This is a genomic window from Rhizobium sp. CNPSo 3670 (assembly GCF_057784555.1).
In genome coordinates, this window is record NZ_JBXSOL010000011.1 from 44,957 (window position 1) to 63,014 (window position 18,058).

The 18,058-nt window shown below is 61.8% G+C and carries 18 protein-coding genes and 2 pseudogenes; 18 read left to right on the forward strand and 2 right to left on the reverse strand.

Annotated features, from left to right (window positions below):
• Window positions 1-65 precede the first annotated feature (65 nt).
• From eno to AC13QO_RS13600, 13 genes and pseudogenes are all read left to right on the forward strand, one after another.
• On the forward strand, window positions 66-1,340 hold the full coding sequence (eno, locus tag AC13QO_RS13540) for a phosphopyruvate hydratase (RefSeq protein WP_488540862.1): 1,275 nt from the start codon (window positions 66-68) through the stop codon (window positions 1,338-1,340).
• A gap of 135 nt (window positions 1,341-1,475) precedes the next feature.
• Complete coding sequence (locus tag AC13QO_RS13545; protein ID WP_085778060.1) at window positions 1,476-1,796, forward strand: FtsB family cell division protein; 321 nt, start codon at window positions 1,476-1,478, stop codon at window positions 1,794-1,796.
• A gap of 145 nt (window positions 1,797-1,941) precedes the next feature.
• The gene (pdhA, locus tag AC13QO_RS13550) at window positions 1,942-2,988 is read left to right on the forward strand and encodes a pyruvate dehydrogenase (acetyl-transferring) E1 component subunit alpha (RefSeq protein WP_011425209.1); all 1,047 of its coding nucleotides are present in this window, start codon (window positions 1,942-1,944) and stop codon (window positions 2,986-2,988) included.
• Window positions 2,989-3,003: 15 nt separating this feature from the next.
• The gene (locus AC13QO_RS13555) at window positions 3,004-4,383 is read left to right on the forward strand and encodes a pyruvate dehydrogenase complex E1 component subunit beta (RefSeq protein ID WP_285193499.1); all 1,380 of its coding nucleotides are present in this window, start codon (window positions 3,004-3,006) and stop codon (window positions 4,381-4,383) included.
• A 15-nt stretch (window positions 4,384-4,398) separates the two neighbouring features.
• Window positions 4,399-5,754 (forward strand): pyruvate dehydrogenase complex dihydrolipoamide acetyltransferase, encoded by a 1,356-nt coding sequence (locus tag AC13QO_RS13560; RefSeq protein WP_488540863.1) that lies wholly within the window; start codon window positions 4,399-4,401, stop codon window positions 5,752-5,754.
• Between the two features lie 19 nt (window positions 5,755-5,773).
• Entirely contained in the window at window positions 5,774-6,415 is a 642-nt protein-coding gene (locus AC13QO_RS13565; protein WP_064802314.1) for an SGNH/GDSL hydrolase family protein, read from the forward strand.
• Window positions 6,416-6,417: 2 nt separating this feature from the next.
• Window positions 6,418-6,665: pseudogene (locus AC13QO_RS13570) on the forward strand (GNAT family N-acetyltransferase); the annotation flags it as partial.
• A gap of 16 nt (window positions 6,666-6,681) precedes the next feature.
• On the forward strand, window positions 6,682-8,127 hold the full coding sequence (gene lpdA / locus AC13QO_RS13575) for a dihydrolipoyl dehydrogenase (RefSeq protein ID WP_488540864.1): 1,446 nt from the start codon (window positions 6,682-6,684) through the stop codon (window positions 8,125-8,127).
• Between the two features lie 75 nt (window positions 8,128-8,202).
• The gene (locus tag AC13QO_RS13580) at window positions 8,203-8,457 is read left to right on the forward strand and encodes a GlsB/YeaQ/YmgE family stress response membrane protein (protein WP_011425215.1); all 255 of its coding nucleotides are present in this window, start codon (window positions 8,203-8,205) and stop codon (window positions 8,455-8,457) included.
• A gap of 23 nt (window positions 8,458-8,480) precedes the next feature.
• A complete protein-coding gene (locus tag AC13QO_RS13585) occupies window positions 8,481-8,729 on the forward strand; it encodes a GlsB/YeaQ/YmgE family stress response membrane protein (RefSeq protein WP_085778064.1) in 249 nt (82 codons plus the stop codon).
• 56 nt (window positions 8,730-8,785) lie between these two features.
• On the forward strand, window positions 8,786-9,757 hold the full coding sequence (gene lipA / locus AC13QO_RS13590) for a lipoyl synthase (RefSeq protein WP_488540865.1): 972 nt from the start codon (window positions 8,786-8,788) through the stop codon (window positions 9,755-9,757).
• 177 nt (window positions 9,758-9,934) lie between these two features.
• A pseudogene (locus AC13QO_RS13595) lies at window positions 9,935-10,512 on the forward strand (AAA family ATPase).
• A gap of 9 nt (window positions 10,513-10,521) precedes the next feature.
• Entirely contained in the window at window positions 10,522-10,974 is a 453-nt protein-coding gene (locus tag AC13QO_RS13600) for a type II toxin-antitoxin system RatA family toxin (protein WP_488540866.1), read from the forward strand.
• 18 nt (window positions 10,975-10,992) lie between these two features.
• Here the strand turns inward: AC13QO_RS13600 and AC13QO_RS13605 are convergent, their stop codons facing one another.
• Both AC13QO_RS13605 and AC13QO_RS13610 read right to left on the reverse strand, forming a co-directional pair.
• Complete coding sequence (locus AC13QO_RS13605) at window positions 10,993-11,493, reverse strand: CinA family protein (protein WP_488540867.1); 501 nt, start codon at window positions 11,491-11,493, stop codon at window positions 10,993-10,995.
• Window positions 11,490-12,710, reverse strand: coding sequence for a bifunctional 2-C-methyl-D-erythritol 4-phosphate cytidylyltransferase/2-C-methyl-D-erythritol 2,4-cyclodiphosphate synthase (locus AC13QO_RS13610; protein ID WP_488540868.1), 1,221 nt, complete (start codon window positions 12,708-12,710; stop codon window positions 11,490-11,492). Before AC13QO_RS13610 ends, AC13QO_RS13605 begins: the two co-directional genes overlap by 4 nt.
• A 144-nt stretch (window positions 12,711-12,854) precedes the next feature.
• Here AC13QO_RS13610 and dusB point away from each other — a divergent pair, with 144 nt between their 5' ends.
• The 5 genes from dusB (at window position 12,855) to AC13QO_RS13635 (ending at window position 18,037) form a co-directional block, all read left to right on the forward strand.
• Complete coding sequence (dusB, locus tag AC13QO_RS13615) at window positions 12,855-13,874, forward strand: tRNA dihydrouridine synthase DusB (protein WP_285195481.1); 1,020 nt, start codon at window positions 12,855-12,857, stop codon at window positions 13,872-13,874.
• Window positions 13,871-15,025, forward strand: a complete 1,155-nt coding sequence (locus AC13QO_RS13620; RefSeq protein ID WP_085778071.1) for a two-component system sensor histidine kinase NtrB — start codon at window positions 13,871-13,873, stop codon at window positions 15,023-15,025. Before dusB ends, AC13QO_RS13620 begins: the two co-directional genes overlap by 4 nt.
• Complete coding sequence (ntrC, locus tag AC13QO_RS13625) at window positions 15,022-16,473, forward strand: nitrogen regulation protein NR(I) (RefSeq protein WP_085778072.1); 1,452 nt, start codon at window positions 15,022-15,024, stop codon at window positions 16,471-16,473. The genes AC13QO_RS13620 and ntrC overlap by 4 nt, the downstream gene beginning before the upstream one ends.
• 242 nt (window positions 16,474-16,715) lie before the next feature.
• Window positions 16,716-17,030 (forward strand): hypothetical protein, encoded by a 315-nt coding sequence (locus AC13QO_RS13630; protein WP_488540869.1) that lies wholly within the window; start codon window positions 16,716-16,718, stop codon window positions 17,028-17,030.
• A gap of 17 nt (window positions 17,031-17,047) precedes the next feature.
• On the forward strand, window positions 17,048-18,037 hold the full coding sequence (locus tag AC13QO_RS13635) for a potassium channel beta subunit family protein (RefSeq protein ID WP_488540870.1): 990 nt from the start codon (window positions 17,048-17,050) through the stop codon (window positions 18,035-18,037).
• The last annotated feature ends 21 nt before the right edge of the window (window positions 18,038-18,058 follow it).

Below are 18,058 nucleotides of genomic sequence, written 5' to 3' on the forward strand. Positions count from 1 at the left end.
AATTTGTACGCCTTCGATTATGACAGGCTTCGAACGACTTATCACCCACCGAGCAGGAAGAACCCATGACTGCAATCACCGATATCATCGCCCGCGAGATCCTCGATAGCCGTGGCAACCCCACCGTCGAAGTCGACGTCTATCTCGAAGACGGCAGCATGGGCCGCGCGGCCGTTCCCTCGGGCGCCTCGACGGGCGCACATGAGGCGGTCGAGCTGCGCGACGGCGGCAAGCGCTACCTCGGCAAGGGCGTCGAAAAGGCGGTCGAGGCCGCCAACACCGAGATCTTCGACGCGATCGGCGGCATCGACGCCGAAAATCAGATCCAGATCGACAACATCATGATCGAGCTCGATGGCACCCCGAACAAGTCGCGCCTCGGCGCCAACGCCATCCTTGGCGTCTCGCTCGCCGTCGCCAAGGCTGCGGCCCAGGCATCCGGCCTGCCGCTTTACCGTTACGTCGGCGGCGCTTCCGCCAGCCTCCTGCCGGTGCCGATGATGAACATCATCAACGGCGGCGCTCATGCCGACAACCCGATCGACTTCCAGGAATTCATGATCCTGCCGGTCGGCGCCGATTCGATCGCCGACGCCGTGCGCATGGGTTCGGAAGTCTTCCATACGCTCCGCAAGGAGCTTGCCGCGCAGGGCCACAACACCAATGTCGGTGACGAAGGCGGCTTCGCTCCCGGCCTGAAGAGTGCGCCCGAAGCCCTCGACTTCATCATGAAGTCGATCGAGAAAGCCGGCTACAAGCCGGGCGACGACATGTGCCTCGGCCTCGACTGCGCCTCGACGGAATTCTTCAAGGACGGCAAGTATGTTCTGGAGGGCGAAGGCCGCACGCTCGAGTCTGGCGCCATGGCCGAATATCTGGCCGAGCTCGCCGGCAAATACCCGATCATCTCGATCGAAGACGGCATGGCCGAAGACGACTGGGAGGGCTGGAAGGCGCTGACCGATCTGATCGGCAAGAAGACTCAGCTCGTCGGCGACGATCTCTTCGTCACCAACTCGGCCCGCCTTCGCGACGGCATCCGCATGGGCGTCGCCAACTCGATCCTCGTCAAGGTCAACCAGATCGGCTCGCTGACGGAAACGCTTGATTCCGTTAACACGGCGCATAAGGCAGCCTATACCGCCGTCATGTCGCACCGCTCCGGAGAAACGGAAGATTCGACCATTGCCGATCTCGCCGTCGCCACCAACTGCGGCCAGATCAAGACCGGCTCACTGTCGCGTTCTGACCGTCTCGCCAAGTACAATCAGCTGATCCGCATCGAGGAGGGCCTAGGCCCGCAGGCCCAATATGCCGGCCGCTCGATCATCAAAGGCTGATCCGATCTGATTTGCAATGCTCGACCCGCGCCTCACCGGCGCGGGTTTTTTCTTGCCGGCGGTTACGGTCAATGAACGGTTAATCTCTGCGCGTTATGCTGAACGAATTGGTAATGCGTTCAAGAGCATGCGTGTATGTGGACAAAGCATCATAAGAAGAGAAAGCTCGGCCGCTTCGTCATCCCGGCTATGACGGTCGCCTTCCTTTCCTATTTCGGTTATCATTGCATCCATGGCGATTATGGCCTGCGGGCGACGGAGACGTTCGAGCGTCAGCGCGTCGCGCGCGAAAGAGAGCTTGCTGTCCTGAAGGCGAAGCGCGAACATCTGGAAAGCCAGGTGGCGCTGCTGAGTGACGGCTCGCTCGACAAGGACATGCTGGACGAAAAGGCGCGATATCAGCTGAATATGTCGCGTGCGGACGAGATCGTCATATTCAAACATTATTCCAATTAACCGGAATCAGGTTAATTGGAATTTCTGATTTATTTCCAATAACTTAGCGTCGAATACGAGCCATGCAATTATGGCATTGCTGTGGTCATATTTCTTCCCTATGGTACGCGCCACCGAGAAACGACAAACCCATAGGGAGGGTTGAATGGCGCCGCGAAAGACCGCGACCGTTTCCAGCCGCAAAACTGCAGCAAAACCAGCAGCCAAAGCATCGAATGGAGGCCCAGTAGCCGACTTCGATCGGGATGAGGAACTCAAGGCCTATCGCGAGATGCTACTGATCCGCCGCTTCGAGGAGAAGGCCGGTCAGCTTTACGGCATGGGCTTCATTGGCGGCTTTTGCCATCTCTATATCGGTCAGGAAGCTGTCGTCGTCGGCATGCAGATGGCGCAGAAGGAAGGCGATCAGGTCATCACCGCCTATCGCGACCACGGCCACATGCTGGCAACCGGCATGGAGGCGCGCGGGGTCATGGCGGAACTGACCGGGCGCCGTAGCGGCTATTCCCACGGGAAGGGCGGCTCAATGCACATGTTCTCGAAAGAGAAGCATTTCTACGGCGGTCACGGCATCGTCGGCGCCCAGGTTTCGCTCGGAACCGGCCTTGCCTTTGCAAACCACTACCGCGGCAACGGCAATGTCGCCATCGCCTATTTCGGCGACGGCGCTGCCAACCAGGGCCAGGTCTACGAGAGCTTCAACATGGCGGCTCTCTGGAAGCTGCCGATCGTCTATATCGTCGAAAATAACCGCTACGCCATGGGCACCTCGACCGCCCGTGCCACCGCTCAGTCGAATTACTCGCTACGCGGCTCCGGCTTCGGCATTCCCGGCATTCAGGTCGACGGCATGGACGTTCGCGCCGTCAAGGCGGCGGCCGACGAGGCGCTCGAACATTGCCGCTCCGGCAAGGGCCCGATCATTCTCGAAATGCTGACCTATCGTTATCGCGGCCACTCCATGTCCGATCCGGCGAAATATCGCACAAAGGAAGAAGTGCAGAAGATGCGCTCCGAACAGGATCCGATCGAGCAGGTAAAGGCACGCCTCATCGAAAAGGGCTGGGCTTCCGAAGACGATCTGAAGGCGATCGACAAGGATGTTCGCGACATCGTCGCCGACAGCGCCGACTTCGCACAGGCCGATCCGGAGCCGGATGCATCCGAGCTCTACACCGACATTCTGCTCTAATCGGGGAGGGAACCCATGCCTATCGATATCCTCATGCCCGCCCTCTCTCCGACGATGGAAGAAGGCACGCTGTCCAAATGGCTGAAGCAGGAAGGTGACAAGGTCACTTCTGGCGACGTCATCGCCGAAATCGAAACCGACAAGGCGACGATGGAAGTCGAAGCGGTCGACGAAGGCGTCATCGGCAAGCTGCTGGTCGACGCCGGCACCGAAGGCGTCAAGGTCAACACCAAGATCGCCGTGCTGCTGCAAGATGGCGAATCCGCTTCGGACATTTCAGCCGCCAAGCCGGCCGCCGCTCCGCAGGTGGCTCAGGAAGAGAAGCCGACCAACACCGGTTCTGCTTCCGCGCCGCTTCCGGCCGAGCCGAAGGCCGTCGTTCCGAACGACCCGGAAATCCCGGCCGGCACCGAAATGGTTTCGATGACCGTGCGCGAAGCACTGCGCGACGCCATGGCCGAAGAAATGCGCGCCAGCGACGACGTCTTCGTCATGGGTGAGGAAGTCGCCGAATATCAGGGCGCCTACAAGGTCACGCAGGGCCTGCTGCAGGAATTCGGCCCCCGCCGCGTCATCGATACGCCGATCACCGAGCACGGCTTTGCCGGCGTCGGCGTCGGTGCCGCCATGGCCGGTCTCCGCCCGATCGTTGAATTCATGACCTTCAATTTCGCCATGCAGGCGATCGACCATATCATCAACTCGGCCGCTAAGACGCTGTATATGTCCGGCGGCCAGATGGGCGCTCCGATCGTCTTCCGCGGCCCGAACGGTGCCGCCGCCCGCGTCGGCGCCCAGCACAGCCAGGACTATGCCGCCTGGTACAGCGCCATCCCCGGCCTCAAGGTGATCATGCCTTACACGGCATCCGACGCCAAGGGTCTGCTGAAGGCGGCGATTCGCGATCCGAACCCGATCATCTTCCTCGAAAACGAAATTCTCTACGGCCAGCACTTCGAAGTGCCGAAGCTCGATAATTTCGTCCTGCCGATCGGCAAGGCGCGGATCCATCGCCAGGGCAAGGACGTCACCGTAGTCTCCTTCGGCATCGGTATGACCTATGCGACTAAGGCGGCCGCCGAACTCGAACAGCTCGGCATCGACGTTGAGCTGATCGACCTTCGCACCATCCGCCCGATGGATCTGCCGACGGTTATCGAATCTGTGAAGAAAACCGGCCGCCTCGTCACCGTCGAGGAAGGTTATCCGCAATCCTCCGTCGGCACCGAAATCGCCACCCGCGTCATGCAGCAGGCCTTCGACTATCTCGATGCGCCGATCCTGACGATCGCAGGCAAGGACGTTCCGATGCCTTACGCCGCCAATCTCGAAAAGCTGGCGCTTCCGAACGTCGGCGAAGTGGTCGATGCGGTGAAGGCTGTTTGCTACAAATAAGGGGAGGGTATTTCGATGCCGATCAATATCACGATGCCCGCCCTCTCTCCGACCATGGAAGAAGGCAATCTTTCCAAGTGGCTGGTCAAGGAAGGCGACACGGTCAAGTCTGGCGATGTGATCGCCGAGATCGAGACTGACAAGGCGACGATGGAAGTCGAAGCCGTGGATGAAGGCACGGTTGCCAAGCTGGTCGTCCCGGCCGGCACCGAAGGCGTCAAGGTCAATGCGCTGATCGCCGTTCTCGCCGCCGATGGCGAAGATGTTGCCGCTGCCGCAAGTGGTGCAGGTTCCGCCGCCCCGGCCAAGGCTGACGCCGCACCTGCGCCGAAGGCCGACGCTCCGCCGGCGAAGGCTGAGGCAGCTCCGGCCACGGCACCGGCGCCTGCCGCTGCACCCGCAGCCGTTTCATCAGGTGGCAACCGCACCTTCTCTTCGCCGCTCGCCCGCCGGCTGGCCAAGGAAGCTGGTATCGACTTGTCGGCCGTCGCCGGTTCCGGTCCGCATGGCCGCGTGATCAAGAGCGATATCGAAGCTGCCGTTGCCGGTGGTGGCGCCAAGGCTGCTGCCGCTCCCGCCGCTGCTGCTCCTCAGGCTGCAGCCGCGCCGGCTCCGGCCGCCGCGCCGAAGGGTGCCTCCGAGGAAGCCGTGCTCAAGCTCTTCGAGCCGGGCTCCTACGAGCTCGTGCCGCATGACGGCATGCGCAAGACGATCGCCCGGCGGCTGGTCGAATCCAAGCAGACGATCCCGCATTTCTACGTCAGCGTCGATTGCGAGCTCGACGCCCTGATGGCGCTGCGCGCCCAGCTGAATGATGCGGCGCCGCGCAAGGACAACGCTCCGGCCTACAAGCTCTCGGTCAACGACATGGTCATCAAGGCCATGGCGCTGGCGCTGCGCGACGTTCCGGACGCCAATGTGTCGTGGACCGACAATAACATGATCAAGCACAAGCACGCCGACGTCGGCGTCGCCGTGTCGATCCCGGGCGGCCTGATCACGCCGATCATTCGCAAGGCCGAGCAGAAGACACTGTCTGTCATCTCCAACGAGATGCGCGATCTCGGCAAGCGGGCCAAGGACCGCAAGCTGAAGCCCGAGGAATATCAGGGCGGCACCAGTTCGGTGTCGAACATGGGCATGATGGGCGTGAAGAACTTCGCCGCCGTCGTCAACCCGCCGCATGCGACGATCCTCGCGGTCGGCGCCGGCGAGCAGCGGGTGATCGTCAAGAACGGCGAAATGGCGATCGCCACCGTGATGTCGGTGACGCTGTCGACCGACCATCGCTGCGTCGACGGCGCGCTCGGCGCCGAGCTGCTCCAGGCCTTCAAGGGCTATATCGAAAACCCAATGGGCTTGCTTGTCTGATAGCGAACCGGAGGCGGAAATGACCAAGACCGTTCTTTGCTATGGTGACTCGCTGACCTGGGGTCATGACCCTGAGACTATCGGCCGTCATGAGTACAAGAACCGTTGGCCGAGCGTGCTTCAGGCAGCGCTCGGCAGCGAGGCGCGCGTCATTGCTGAGGGCCTGAACGGTCGCACGACCGCTTTCGACGACCATCTTGCCGATTGCGATCGCAATGGTGCCCGCGTCCTGCCGACGATCCTGCAGACGCATGCGCCGCTCGACCTCGTCATCCTGCTGCTCGGCACCAACGACATGAAGCCTGTTGTGGCTGGCTCCGCCTTTGCCGCCTGCCAGGGCATCAGCCGGCTTGTGCGACTGATCCGCAATCACGCCTGGCCCTTTGAATTCGACGGGCCGGAGATCCTGATCGTAGCGCCGCCGGCGATCTGCGCGACCGGCAATGTGCCCTTCGCCGCATCCTTTCCCGGCGGCATCGAGGAATCGGCGAAGCTCGCAACGCTCTATCGCGACCTTGCCGACGAGCTTGGTTGTGGCTTTTTCGATGGCAATTCTGTCGCCAAGACCACGCCGATCGACGGCATTCACCTCGATGCGGAAAACACGCGGGCGCTCGGGCGCGGGCTGGAATCGATCGTGCGGATGATGCTGGGGATCTGAAAAACTGGTTCACCGGCAGTCTCGGCGCGTTTACCGCCATATGCGCGGCATCGGCCTCGGACGCAGGCTGCCGGACATCCGAAAGGGCTGGTCGCCGCCAGTCAGGCTGGTCGCAGCAAGCGATAATGAGGCGGCTTTGTCGCTTAAGTAAGAAACGGATTCTCGGAGGGCTGCCCGCGCTGATGCCGTGCCGCTCTTCGGAAACAGCAATAGGCACGCGTGGGTGCTCATGACCCGCAGCGCAGCATAGCAAAGGCAGGAAACACATGGCTGAATCCTACGACGTCATCATCATCGGCTCCGGTCCCGGCGGCTATGTCGCCGCCATTCGCGCGGCCCAGCTCGGGCTTAAGACGGCGATCGTCGAGCGCGAACATATGGGCGGCATCTGCCTGAACTGGGGCTGCATACCGACGAAGGCGCTGTTGCGTTCGGCCGAGGTGCTCGATCATGCCAATCACTTCAAGGATTTCGGCCTCGTTCTTGAAGGCACGGTGAAGCCGGATGCCAAGGCCGTCGTCGGCCGCTCGCGCGCTGTTTCTGCCCGTCTCAACGCCGGCGTCGGTTTCCTGATGAAGAAGAACAAGATCGACATCATCTGGGGCGAAGGCAAGCTGACAAAGCCCGGCGAGATCGTCGTCGGCAAGTCGTCGAAACCGGTGGTTGAGCCGCAGCACCCGCTGCCGAAAAACGTCAAGGGCGAAGGCACCTATACCGCCAAGCACATCATCATCGCGACCGGCGCCCGTCCGCGCGCGCTGCCCGGCATCGAGCCCGACGGCAAGCTGGTCTGGACCTATTTCGAGGCGCTGAAGCCTGATGCGCTGCCGAAGTCGCTGATCGTCATGGGCTCGGGTGCGATTGGCATCGAATTCGCAAGCTTCTATCGCTCGATGGGCGTCGACGTCACGGTGGTGGAAGTGATGCCGACCATCATGCCGGTCGAGGATGCCGAAATCACCGCCATCGCCCGCAAGCAGCTGGAAAAGCGCAGCCTCAAGATCTTCACCAGCGCCAAGGTGACCAAGGTCGAGAAGGCGGCAAACAGCATCACCGCCCATGTCGAGACTGCAGACGGCAAGGTCCAGCAGATCACCGCCGACCGGATGATTTCGGCTGTCGGCGTTCAGGGCAATATCGAAAACCTCGGCCTGGAGGCGCTCGGCATCAAGACCGACCGCGGCTGCGTCGTCGCCGACGGTTACGGCAAGACCAATGTCGCGGGCATCTATGCGATCGGTGATGTCGCCGGCCCGCCGATGCTGGCCCACAAGGCCGAGCATGAGGGCGTCGTCTGCGTCGAAAAAATCGCCGGCCTGCCGAATGTTCATCCCACCGACAAGGGCAAGGTGCCGGGCTGCACCTATTGCAATCCGCAGGTCGCCTCCGTCGGCCTTACGGAAGCCAAGGCCAAGGAGCTGGGCCGTGATATCCGGGTCGGTCGCTTCTCCTTCGCGGCGAACGGCAAGGCGATCGCTCTCGGCGAAGACCAGGGCATGGTCAAGGTGATCTTCGACAAGAAGACCGGCGAACTGCTCGGCGCCCACATGGTTGGCGCCGAAGTCACCGAGCTCATCCAGGGCTTCGTCGTCGCGATGAACCTCGAAACGACCGAGGAAGAACTGATGCATACCATCTTCCCTCATCCGACCGTATCCGAGACGATGAAGGAAGCGGTGCTCGATGCTTACGGTCGTGTACTGAACGCTTGAGAATTTTTGGGCGCTGCCCCTTTTCCGGAGTGGAAAGCCACTCCGGCCGGGTGGAAAAGGCGAAAGGAAATAATCATGTCTATGGAGACGCAGGCGTTGCTGGTGTTTTTGCTGATCGGCCTGGTTGCGGGCTTCCTGGCAAGTCTGGTCGTCGGTGGCGGCGGTTTGATCAGATGCCTGCTGAGCGGCATCATCGGCGCCTTCGTCGGCGGCTATCTGTTCAGCGCGCTCGGCATTTCGCTGGGTATTGAAAATGCGCTGGTCGTGCAGATCATCCACGCCACCGTCGGCGCCATCATCGTGGTGCTGGTCGCCAGAGCGGTCGCTTAGCGCAGATTGAGGGCAGGACAGGCATGGAAAGCGTGGGCTGGATTTCGGCAATCATCATCGGCGGACTTGCAGGCTGGCTGGCCGGCAAGCTGATGGATGCACGATATGGAATTTTCCTGAACATCGTGCTCGGCATTGTCGGCTCGGTTGTCGCCACCGCCATCCTCGCCCAGTTTCACGTTCAACTGGCCGGTGGACGGCTCGGCTATTTCGTGACGGGTTTCCTCGGCGCCTGCCTGCTGATATTCGTTGCGCGACTGGTGCGGCGCTAAATTGCGACGCGTCGTAGGAACTGTGCCGCTTAGGGCGGCGGAAAGCTGAGACTGCAATGGTGACCATTCTCGACACGATCAATCCCGACGCCAAGCGCGTGCGCCATCCTGAGAAGGCGCATCGGCCGGATACGGATGTCATGCGCAAGCCGGATTGGATCCGCGTCAAGGCGCCGACTTCCAAGGGCTATGCCGAGACACGCGCCATCGTGAAGGAGCACAAGCTCGTCACCGTCTGCGAGGAGGCCGGCTGCCCGAATATCGGCGAGTGCTGGGACAAGAAGCACGCGACCTTCATGGTCATGGGCGAGATCTGTACCCGCGCCTGCGCCTTTTGCAATGTCGCGACCGGCAAGCCGAATGCGCTCGACATGGCCGAGCCCGAAAACGTCGCCAAGGCGGTCAAGGAGATGGGCCTCAGCCACGTCGTCATCACCTCGGTCGACCGCGACGATCTCGAGGACGGCGGTGCCGAGCACTTCGAAAAGGTGATTTGGGCGATCCGTGCCGCCTCGCCGGGAACGACGATCGAGATCCTGACGCCTGATTTCCTGAAGAAGCCGGGTGCCCTGGAGCGCGTGGTCGCCGCCAAACCCGACGTCTTCAACCACAATATGGAAACGGTGGCCGGCAACTATCTGACGGTTCGCCCCGGCGCCCGTTATTTCCATTCCATCCGCCTGCTGCAGCGGGTGAAGGAACTCGATCCCACCATGTTCACCAAGTCAGGCATCATGGTCGGCCTTGGCGAGGAGCGCAATGAAGTGCTGCAGCTGATGGACGACCTGCGCACAGCCGATGTCGACTTCCTGACGATCGGCCAATACCTGCAGCCGACCCGCAAGCACCACAAGGTCGAAAGCTTCGTCACGCCCGACGAGTTCAAGTCTTACGAGACGGTCGCCTACAGCAAGGGCTTCCTGATGGTGGCCTCCAGCCCGCTGACCCGCTCGTCACACCATGCTGGAGATGATTTTGCGCGGCTGAAGGCGGCGCGTGAGAAGAAGCTGCTGTTGGCAGCTGAGTAAGGTTTGGGTGCTGCCAAGCTCTCTTTCGTCATGCTCGGGCTTGTCCCGAGCATCTGCAACCGATCGATAGGGCAGTAGGTCCTCGGCACAAGGCCGAGGATGACGTCGAGTAGGGGGCGAGGTTAGGCAATAAACTGACCTTAACGGTTTTTGCCAAGGTTTCTCTTTGGGCAGCCAATGAATATTATATCCGGATTGAAATCGACGCTGGTCGAAGCCGACCGCATTCTGGTGATCGGCTGCCCCGGCAGCGGCAAGAGCACGCTGGCAAAGCGGCTCTCGCGTGCACTCGACCTTCGATACATTTCCATGGACCGCGACTTTTACTGGCTGCCCGGATGGAAAAGAGGCCACGCGACGAGATCAATTGTCTTATCTCCAAGGCCGTGACTAAAGAACGCTGGATCATGGATGGAACCGGGCTGAGCTCCTTCCATCTGCGGCTTCCGCGCGCAGAGGTCGTCATTTGGCTTCGGCTGTCTAGATCTGCATGCCTGTACGGAGCAATATCCAGACGGTTGCGCTATTTCGGGCGCAACCGTCCCGAACTGCCTGCCGGCTGTCCCGAACGCCTCTCGCTGGAGGCACTTGCCTATATCTGGAATTTCGAGCGGCATGCCGCCCCCTTGATCGAGAGCGCACTTCGGGATCATTTCGCCGGCATCGCCGAGCACGGTCCCGATGTGCCCGTTCTTCAGCTAAAATCCCGCAGCCGGATGGGCGAACTCCTTGATCTTCTGGACGCGCCCGCTTAAGTGCCGCCTATGCCGCAATTCGAAACGCACCGTTCCGTCCCGCACACGCCCGACCAGATGTTCGATCTCGTTGCCGATGTCGAGCGTTATCCCGAATTCCTGCCGCTCTGCGAAGCGCTTTCCGTCAGGAGCCGCAAGGAGCGCGACGGCAAGATCCTGCTATTGGCCGACATGACCGTCGGTTATAAGGCAATCCGCGAGACCTTCACGACCCAGGTGCTGTTGAACCGGGCCGAGCGCGTCATCGAGGTCAAATATATCGACGGTCCATTCAAATATCTGGAAAACCGGTGGCATTTCGCCGAAACTCCCGCCGGTGGCTGCACGATCAATTTTTTCATCGACTACGAGTTCAAGAGCCGCATTCTGGGCGCGCTGATGGGTTCGATGTTCGATCGCGCCTTCCGCATGTTCACCGAAGCCTTCGAAACAAGGGCGAACAGAATCTACACCAAAGTGTGACGGCGATCGCAGCCGGCGTCAGTCGGGCAGCAGCGAATGCACCATCTCCAGCGCCGTCCGTACCGTTGCCAGCCGCACAGCGCTGCGGCCGATATCGCCATACAGCATCTTTCGGTGGACGGATGCGCCGGTGCGCGACCTGGCGGCAAGATGCACGAGCCCAACCGGTTTTTCCGCCGACCCGCCACCGGGGCCCGCAATCCCGGTGACGGCGACGGCGATCGCAGCGCGCGAGCGGAAGAGGGCGCCCTGCGCCATCTGCCGTGCTGTCTCTTCGGAAACCGCCCCGAAGCCGAGCAGCGTTTGCTCCTGCACTCCGAGCAGCTCCATCTTCGCCGTGTTCGTATAGGTGACGAAGCCGCGGTCAACGACTGCTGATGAGCCCGCTATTTCGGTCAGCGCGCCGGCGATCAGCCCGCCGGTGCAGGATTCGGCCGTCGAGATCATCAGCCCGGCAGCGGTGAAGTCGCGGATGATTGCCTCTGCCGCCGCATGGATATCCTCGGGAAAAAGGCTCATCGCTTCATTCCCCGATAGACGACGGTCGCCGTGGCGATCGCCGCAATACCTTCGCGCCGGCCGACGAAGCCGATCTTCTCATTGGTCGTCGCCTTGACCGAGCATCGTTCGAGATCGATGCCGAGATATTCGGACAGTCTTGCCCGCATGGCGTCGCGATGCGGCCCCACCTTCGGCGCCTCGGCGATCAGCGAGACGTCGGCATTCATGATCGTGCCGCCGCGTTCGCGTACGATCCGGGCGGCATGCTCGATGAAGATCTTTGAAGCCGCTCCTTTCCATTGCGGATCGGAGGGCGGGAAATGATCGCCGATATCGCCGGCGCCGCAGGTGGCAAGCAGCGCGTCTGTCAGCGCATGCAGTGCGACGTCGGCATCGGAATGGCCCTTGAGCTTCTGATCATGCGGAATGAACACGCCGCAGAGGGTCACGCCGTCGCCCGCTTCGAGCTGGTGCACGTCATAGCCGTTGCCGGTGCGCACGTCGGGAAGCAGCGGGGCCGACAGCTTGTCGTCGGCCATGGCGATATCGCGCTTGACCGTCAGCTTGACGTTGTCGGGCGTGCCCTCGACGATAGTCACCGGAATGCCGGCCCATTCGGCGACCGAGGCGTCGTCGGTGAAATCGCTTCGCCCGCTCGCCGCCGCCTTCTCATGCGCGTCGAGGATTGCTGCGAAGGCGAAGGATTGCGGCGTCTGCGCTGCATAAAGGTGCTCGCGCGAGACCGTCTTCAGCACGGTGCCGGCGCCGTCGGTGCGTTTCAGCGTATCGGTGACCGGCGTGGCCGGCAGCACTGCCTGTGCGCCGTCGCCAAGGCTTTCGGCAATGCGGTCGAGAAGCCCGTGGTCGAAGAAGGGTCGCACCGCATCGTGGATCAGCACATGGCCGACATTCTTGCCCTTGAGGTATCTCAGGCCAGCAAGCACGGACCGTTGCCTGGTCGCGCCGCCATGTACCGTTTCGATCGGCGTTGCCGAGACGATATGCCGAGACGCCTTGGCAAACAGCGCCGCGTCGTCGGGATGAATGACGACGACGATCTGTTTGGCAGCTTCCCATGTCATGAAGTTTTCAAGCGTATGGACGATAACCGGCTTGCCGCCGATCATGCGATATTGCTTGGAGCCTTCCGTGGAGGATCCGGCGCGCTCGCCCCGGCCGGCGGCAACGATGACAATTCCAGCCGATATTGGTTGCTTGGACGGCATTTGCAGCATAAATCCCCTAAATTATGCGGAATTGACCGGAGTGCTCTAACCTCTTGCTGGAACCTTTTCCAGCATCTGCCCTGAAAAATATCGATTTCGATCCGAGCCCCCTTGGCAAAGCCGGTGATCTGTGGCTAAAAATAATGCAGTTCTATGGTGTGCCTGAAAGATAATCATTTGATTTGCAAGGATCTCGCAGCGCCTTTCCGAATCGGACCCGTGTCCGTGCGGAACCGCGTTGTGCTGGCGCCGATGTCCGGCGTCACGGACATGCCCTTCCGCGAGCTTGCCTGGCGCTTCGGCGCCGGCCTCGTCGTTACCGAGATGGTGGCGAGCCGCGAGCTGGTCAATGATACCGCCGAATCCTGGTCGCGCCTGAAGGCTGCCGGCTTCCGGCCGCATATGGTGCAACTCGCCGGGCGCGAAGCGCACTGGATGGCGGAAGCGGCGAAGATCGCGGCCGACCATGGCGCCGACATCATCGACATCAACATGGGCTGTCCGGCAAAGAAGGTGATCGGGGGTTATTCTGGCTCGGCGCTGATGCGCGATCCCGATCACGCGCTCAGCCTGATCGAGGCGACGGTCCAGGCCGTGGACATTCCGGTTACGCTGAAGATGCGCCTCGGCTGGGATGAGAATTCCATCAACGCGCCGGACATTGCCCGCCGGGCCGAGGCGGCCGGCATCCAGCTCGTGACCATCCACGGCCGCACCCGCATGCAATTTTATGAAGGTCGCGCCAATTGGGATGCGATCCGCGCCGTCCGCGAGGTGATCTCCGTTCCGCTGGTCGCCAATGGCGATGTCGAGACTGCTGCTGACGCGCAGGAAATCCTGCGCCGCTCCGGCGCCGATGCCGTCATGATCGGCCGGGGCTGCCAGGGCAGGCCGTGGCATGCCGGCGTGCTCGCCGGAGCGGCAGAACCGCGAGGCAAAGAGATTGCCGATATCGCCGTCGAACATTACCGGATGATGCTCGATTTCTACGGCGAAGCGGTGGCGATCCGTCATGCCCGCAAGCATCTCGGCTGGTATCTTGAGCGGTTTGCTCCCGCGCTTGCCGGTGGCGAGAAGGAAGACATCATGACCTCGCGTGACCCGCGTGAGGTGGCCGCGCGCCTTTATGACGCATTGGCCGCAGGTGCGCTCGACAGCCGGGAGGCGGCATGACGAAGGATACGACATCTCCGCTCGACTACGCCGGCGGAACCGTTGCCATGGCGGTGCTGAACGCCATCCAGAACCCAGTGGTCATGGTCGATGAATCCGGTTTCGTCGCCTTCGCCAATTGGGAGGCGGAAGCATTCTTTGGCGCGAGCGCCTCGCATCTGGCGCGTTATCGGATTTCGACCTTCATTCCCTTCGGCAGTCCGCTGCTCGCCCTGATCGACCAGGTGCGTGAGCGCAAGGCGCCTGTCAACGAATACCGTGTCGACCTGAGTTCCCCGCGCCTCGGCCAGGACAAGCTCGTCGATCTCTATGTCGCTCCGGTGCTGAGCGAACCCGGCGCCGTTGTCATCGTCTTCCAGGAACGCTCGATGGCCGACAAGATCGATCGGCAGCTGACGCATCGCGCTGCCGCCCGTTCCGTGACTGGACTTGCCTCCATGCTGGCGCATGAGATCAAGAACCCGCTCTCCGGCATCCGGGGTGCTGCCCAGTTGCTCGAACAATCGGTGATCGACGACGACCGGGCGCTGACCCGGCTGATCTGCGACGAGACCGACCGCATCGTCTCGCTGGTCGACCGCATGGAGGTCTTTTCCGACGAACGCCCGGTCGACCGCATGCCGGTCAATATCCATTCCGTGCTCGATCACGTGAAGGCGGTCGCCAAGGCGGGCTTTGCGCGCAATATCCGCATTACCGAGAGTTACGACCCATCGCTGCCGGCCGTCTATGCCAATCGCGACCAGCTCGTCCAGGTCTTCCTCAACCTGGTGAAGAACGCCGCCGAGGCCGTCGGCGACCGGCCGGATGGCGAGATCATGCTGACGACGGCCTATCGCCCGGGCATCCGGCTGTCGGTCGCCGGCACGCGTGAAAAGATCTCGCTGCCGCTGGAATTCTGCGTCCACGACAACGGGCCCGGCGTCCCCGCCGATCTGCTGCCGCATCTCTTCGATCCCTTCATCACCACCAAGACGAACGGCAGCGGCCTCGGCCTGGCGCTGGTCGCCAAGATCATCGGCGATCACGGCGGCATCATCGAATGCGACAGCCAGAATAGCCGCACGACTTTCCGCGTTCTCATGCCGGCGTCGAAGGACGCCTCGCTCGAGGATGCCTCTTCCGTAAGCTCGACAGGACCTTCTCGATGACAGCCACGATCCTCGTTGCAGATGATGATGCCGCCATACGCACCGTGCTCAACCAGGCTTTGAGCCGCGCCGGTTATGACGTTCGCATCACCTCCAACGCCGCAACGCTGTGGCGCTGGATTTCGGCGGGCGAGGGCGATCTTGTCGTCACCGACGTGGTGATGCCCGACGAGAACGCATTCGACCTTTTGCCGCGTATCAAGAAGGCCCGTCCGGATCTGCCGGTCCTCGTCATGAGCGCCCAGAACACCTTCATGACCGCCATCAAGGCGTCCGAGAAGGGCGCCTATGATTATCTGCCGAAGCCTTTCGACCTGACAGAACTCATCGGCATTATCGGCCGGGCTCTGGCCGAGCCGAAGCGCAAGCCCGCCAAGCTCGAGGAGGACATGCAGGACGGCATGCCGCTGGTCGGCCGCTCGGCGGCGATGCAGGAAATCTATCGCGTGCTCGCTCGGCTGATGCAGACCGATCTGACGCTGATGATCACCGGCGAATCCGGCACCGGCAAGGAGCTTGTCGCCCGCGCCCTGCACGATTACGGCAAGCGCCGCAACGGCCCCTTCGTGGCGATCAACATGGCGGCGATCCCGCGCGACCTGATCGAATCGGAACTCTTCGGCCACGAGAAGGGCGCCTTCACCGGCGCCCAGACCCGCTCGACCGGCCGATTCGAGCAGGCCGAAGGCGGCACGCTCTTCCTCGATGAAATCGGCGACATGCCGATGGACGCCCAGACCCGGCTTCTGCGCGTGCTGCAGCAGGGCGAATACACCACCGTCGGCGGCCGCACGCCGATCCGTACCGACGTGCGCATCGTTGCCGCCACCAACAAGGATCTGAAGCAGGCGATCAACCAGGGCCTGTTCCGTGAGGATCTCTACTACCGCCTCAACGTCGTGCCGCTGCGCCTGCCGCCGCTGCGCGACCGCGCCGAGGACATTCCCGATCTCGTGCGCCATTTCATTCAGCAGGCGGAAAAGGAGGGCCTCGGCTCCAAACGCTTCGATCAGGAAGCGTTGGAACTGATGAAGGCATACGCCTGGCCGGGCAACGTCCGCGAGCTGGAAAATCTGATCCGCCGCCTGATGGCGCTCTATCCGCAGGATGTCATCACTCGCGAGATCATCGATGCCGAGCTGCGCTCTGACGTGCCCGACAGCCCGATCGACAAGGGGCCGATCCGCAATGGTTCGATGACGATCGCTCAGGCGGTCGAGGAGAACATGCGCACCTATTTTGCCAGCTTCGGCGACAACCTGCCGCCGCCCGGCCTGTATGACCGCGTGCTGACCGAAATGGAATATCCGCTGATCCTCGCCGCGCTCACGGCAACCCGCGGCAATCAGATCAAAGCAGCCGATCTTCTCGGGCTCAACCGCAACACCCTGCGCAAGAAGATCAGGGAACTCGGCGTCTCTGTCTACAGAAGCTCCCGCACCGCCTGAAGAAAAGGCGGTGGGCTCCTCGTCTGCCCACCGCCACTCCTCCCCAGTATCCGCCGCCACGGTCGGGAACAAAACCTAATCTATCCAAGCTCGGTCGCGATTTGTATCTGCACCGGCAAACAAAAGCGCAGTGTCATCCGGCGGTCACATAGTATTTGCGAGCTATTGTTTGCCATGATGCAATGTCATTGAAGTTGCTACGGTCATCGGCGCCGCGCCTGTGGATAAGCTGTGGATAACTGGTGGACCACACGGCTCGAGCAGCGGGCGGCAGCAATCCAGAATCCGCTCACATGTTGCCTATCCGTTCCGAATCTCGTCATCTGCCGCCGCTGCTGTTCGACTTCCGCCGCAACTGTCGTCGCCAGCATGCCATGGGCGCTCCGGCTGATGTCGTGGAGCGCCCTTTTCTTTGCGGCCGAAGCTGCGGCATCCGTGTTGGCGACCAATTTGGCGGCTGCGGCTCGTATATGCTTGCGGACGCCATAGATTATGCGGATCGGTCGCCGATCGATCGTGTGATGCCGACCTCGGTTAACGGTCGGCGCATGTTCTAACCCGCGGGAGCTGCGTGATGGAATATCGTCGTTTGGGAAAATCGGGCTTGAAGGTGAGCGAGTTCTCCTTCGGCTCATGGGTCACTTTCGGCAAGCAGGTGAATGGCGGCGACGCCGTCGACCTCATGCGGCTTGCCTACGACAATGGGGTGAACTTCTTCGACAATGCCGAAGGCTATGAAAGCGGCAAGTCGGAGATCGTCATGGGCGAGGCGCTCAAGTCGCTTGGCTGGAGCCGGGACAGCTTTATCGTCTCGAGCAAGGTCTTCTGGGGAGGCGAGAAGCCGACGCAGCGCGGCCTGTCGCGCAAGCATGTGACCGATGCCTGCCATGCGGCACTCAAGCGGCTTCAGGTCGATTACCTCGACCTCTATTTCTGCCACCGTCCTGATATCGACACGCCGATCGAGGAAACGGTCCGGGCCATGCACGATCTCGTCGCCCACGGCAAGGTGCTCTATTGGGGGACGTCGGAATGGTCCGCCCAGCAGTTGACCGAAGCCTACGCCGTTGCGCGGGACCTGCGCATCACGCCCCCCACCATGGAGCAGCCGCAATACAACATCTTCGAACGCCAGAAGGTCGAGGCCGATTATCTCCCGCTCTACGACCTGATCGGCCTCGGCACCACCATCTGGTCGCCGCTCGCCTCCGGCGTCCTCACCGGCAAATACAATAACGGCGTGCCGGCCGACAGCCGCATGAATCTGCCCGGCTATGAATGGCTGAAGGAGAAATGGTCGAGCGATGCCGGCCGCGCTCAGCTCCGACAGGTCGGCGAACTCGCAAAACTCGCCGACGAAATCGGATTGTCGATCACCCATCTCGCGCTTTTGTGGTGCCTCGCCAATCCCCACGTTTCGACCGTTATTCTCGGGGCCTCGCGCGCCAGCCAGCTGCAGGATAATCTCGCGGCGCTTTCGCACAGGCACAAGCTCACGGCCGATGTGTTGGAGCGCATCGATGCGATTGCCGGAAACAAACCCGAGGGGCCGCGTCGCTTCTAGGTGAGTCGCCAAAACTGTGAC